Below are 499 nucleotides of genomic sequence, written 5' to 3'. Positions count from 1 at the left end.
GGCGTGAGTGATTACGCCGGCATGGATCGCATGGGCATCCTAACCGGCTCGATCCTCGCGGCGGTGATTGGTTATGCGGTGACGGCGGCGGCGAGTCGCAGGGGCACGATACAAACTTCCTGAGGTTTATTGCGGCCAATGCCGTAGCCCCTCCCCAAACGAGGGGCTTGGCTCTAAGCCTTGCAAATGTGCTATATCTTGCGCATCAAACAGCCATCTACTCAGCACAGCTTGGAGTCATTCATGTCGCGCAAAGCCGAAAAACGCCCAATGACTGACGATCAGATTGCCGTTCAGGAGTCGCGAATTCCTTACATCGCTCTAAAGGCCTTCAGCAACGCCTACAAAATGGCACTTGCAAACGGCGCAGCGGTGCTTGTCGCTAAAGATGGTCAACTGCTTGAAGTGACCGAGAAGACTTCCATCGTTTTGCGGTCGATTGGCGCCTACGGCAATCTGAAAAGCGGAACGCGTCTGCACATCAATAAATCTTCAAAAC

At 53.9% G+C, this 499-nt stretch carries 1 protein-coding gene; it reads left to right on the top strand.

What is annotated here, in order from left to right; translation table 11 throughout:
• Nucleotides 1-243 precede the first annotated feature (243 nt).
• On the top strand, nucleotides 244-499 hold a 256-nt coding region (locus AAEY83_RS12800; RefSeq protein WP_351059262.1), incomplete at its 3' end, for a hypothetical protein.

Source organism: Psychrobacter sp. TB20-MNA-CIBAN-0197 (genome assembly GCF_040309765.1).
Lineage (GTDB): Bacteria > Pseudomonadota > Gammaproteobacteria > Pseudomonadales > Moraxellaceae > Psychrobacter > Psychrobacter submarinus.
Note: the sequence above shows the minus strand (reverse complement) of the source record. Positions and strands in the feature narration are given on the sequence as shown.